Origin of the sequence: Buttiauxella sp. B2 (genome assembly GCF_006376615.1) — a bacterium.
Lineage (GTDB): Bacteria > Pseudomonadota > Gammaproteobacteria > Enterobacterales > Enterobacteriaceae > Buttiauxella.
Map to the genome: position 1 here is coordinate 1 of NZ_VEXQ01000062.1, position 3,074 is coordinate 3,074.

Annotated in this window: 1 rRNA gene; it reads right to left on the reverse strand. The window is 52.0% G+C overall.

Annotation, left to right across the window (positions count from 1 at the left end):
* Positions 1-19: 19 nt before the first annotated feature.
* Positions 20-2,928 (reverse strand): 23S ribosomal RNA (locus tag FH968_RS23445).
* Positions 2,929-3,074 lie beyond the last annotated feature (146 nt).

Consider the following 3,074-nt stretch of genomic DNA (forward strand, 5'->3'; position numbering starts at 1 on the left):
AAAACACCTTCGGTGTTGTAAGGTTAAGCCTCACGGTTCATTAGTACTGGTTAGCTCAACGTATCGCTACGCTTACACACCCAGCCTATCAACGTCGTAGTCTTCAACGTTCCTTCAGGACTCTCAAGGAGTCAGGGAGAACTCATCTCGGGGCAAGTTTCGCGCTTAGATGCTTTCAGCGCTTATCTTTTCCGCATTTAGCTACCGGGCAATGCCATTGGCATGACAACCCGAACACCAGTGATGCGTCCACTCCGGTCCTCTCGTACTAGGAGCAGCCCCCCTCAATTCTCCAGCGCCCACGGCAGATAGGGACCGAACTGTCTCACGACGTTCTAAACCCAGCTCGCGTACCACTTTAAATGGCGAACAGCCATACCCTTGGGACCTACTTCAGCCCCAGGATGTGATGAGCCGACATCGAGGTGCCAAACACCGCCGTCGATATGAACTCTTGGGCGGTATCAGCCTGTTATCCCCGGAGTACCTTTTATCCGTTGAGCGATGGCCCTTCCATTCAGAACCACCGGATCACTAAGACCTACTTTCGTACCTGCTCGAGCCGTCACTCTCGCAGTCAAGCTAGCTTATGCCTTTGCACTAACCTCACGATGTCCGACCGTGATTAGCTAACCTTCGTGCTCCTCCGTTACGCTTTAGGAGGAGACCGCCCCAGTCAAACTACCCACCAGACACTGTCCGCAACCCGGATCACGGGTCTACGTTAGAACACCAGCCATTAAAGGGTGGTATTTCAAGGTTGGCTCCACAAGAACTGGCGTCCTCGCTTCAAAGCCTCCCACCTATCCTACACATCAAGGACCAGTGTTCAGTGTCAAGCTATAGTAAAGGTTCACGGGGTCTTTCCGTCTTGCCGCGGGTACACTGCATCTTCACAGCGATTTCAATTTCACTGAGTCTCGGGTGGAGACAGCCTGGCCATCATTACGCCATTCGTGCAGGTCGGAACTTACCCGACAAGGAATTTCGCTACCTTAGGACCGTTATAGTTACGGCCGCCGTTTACCGGGGCTTCGATCAAGAGCTTCAGCTTGCGCTTAACCCCATCAATTAACCTTCCGGCACCGGGCAGGCGTCACACCGTATACGTCCACTTTCGTGTTTGCACAGTGCTGTGTTTTTAATAAACAGTTGCAGCCAGCTGGTATCTTCGACTGCCTTCAGCTCCATCCGCAAGGGACTTCACCTACCGACAGCGTGCCTTCTCCCGAAGTTACGGCACCATTTTGCCTAGTTCCTTCACCCGAGTTCTCTCAAGCGCCTTGGTATTCTCTACCTGACCACCTGTGTCGGTTTGGGGTACGATTTGATGTTACCTGATGCTTAGAGGCTTTTCCTGGAAGTGCGGCATTTGTTACTTCAGCACCGTAGTGCCTCGTCATCACACCTCAGCGTTATACAGAAGTCCGGATTTACCTAAACTTCCCGCCTACATGCTTAAACCGGGACAACCGTCGCCCGGCTAACATAGCCCTCTCCGTCCCCCCTTCGCAGTAACACCGAGTACAGGAATATTAACCTGTTTCCCATCGACTACGCCTTTCGGCCTCGCCTTAGGGGTCGACTCACCCTGCCCCGATTAACGTTGGACAGGAACCCTTGGTCTTCCGGCGAGCGGGTTTTTCACCCGCTTTATCGTTACTTATGTCAGCATTCGCACTTCTGATACCTCCACCAGACCTCACAGTCCAGCTTCAACGGCTTACAGAACGCTCCCCTACCCAACAACGCATAAGCGTCGCTGCCGCAGCTTCGGTGCATGGTTTAGCCCCGTTACATCTTCCGCGCAGGCCGACTCGACCAGTGAGCTATTACGCTTTCTTTAAATGATGGCTGCTTCTAAGCCAACATCCTGGCTGTCTGTGCCTTCCCACATCGTTTCCCACTTAACCATGACTTTGGGACCTTAGCTGGCGGTCTGGGTTGTTTCCCTCTTCACGACGGACGTTAGCACCCGCCGTGTGTCTCCCGTGATAACATTCTTCGGTATTCGGAGTTTGCATCGAGTTGGTAAGCCGGGATGGCCCCCTAGTCGAAACAGTGCTCTACCCCCGAAGATGAGTTCACGAGGCGCTACCTAAATAGCTTTCGGGGAGAACCAGCTATCTCCCGGTTTGATTGGCCTTTCACCCCCAGCCACAAGTCATCCGCTAATTTTTCAACATTAGTCGGTTCGGTCCTCCAGTTAGTGTTACCCAACCTTCAACCTGCCCATGGCTAGATCACCGGGTTTCGGGTCTATACCCTGCAACTTAACGCCCAGTTAAGACTCGGTTTCCCTGCGGCTCCCCTATACGGTTAACCTTGCTACAGAATATAAGTCGCTGACCCATTATACAAAAGGTACGCAGTCACCCCATAAAAGAGGCTCCCACTGCTTGTACGTACACGGTTTCAGGTTCTGTTTCACTCCCCTCGCCGGGGTTCTTTTCGCCTTTCCCTCACGGTACTGGTTCACTATCGGTCAGTCAGGAGTATTTAGCCTTGGAGGATGGTCCCCCCATATTCAGACAGGATACCACGTGTCCCGCCCTACTCTTCGAGTTCACAGCATGTGCATTTTTGTGTACGGGAGTATCACCCTGTACCCTGCGACTTTCCAGACGCTTCCACTAATACACAAACTGATTCAGACTCTGGGCTGCTCCCCGTTCGCTCGCCGCTACTGGGGGAATCTCGGTTGATTTCTTTTCCTCGGGGTACTTAGATGTTTCAGTTCCCCCGGTTCGCTTCGTTAAGCTATGTATTCACTTAACGATAGTGTGACGAATCACACTGGGTTTCCCCATTCGGAAATCGTCGGTTATAACGGTTCATATCACCTTACCGACGCTTATCGCAGATTAGCACGTCCTTCATCGCCTCTGACTGCCAGGGCATCCACCGTGTACGCTTAGTCGCTTAACCTCACAACCCGAAGGTGTCTCGTAAGACACAATCAAGGTCGCAAAAATTTGAGAGACTCGAACACACTTACCTTCCTTTCTTATTACGGAGAAAGGAAACAGTGTGTCGTTTCAATTTTCAGCTTGTTCCAGATTTTTAAAGAGCAA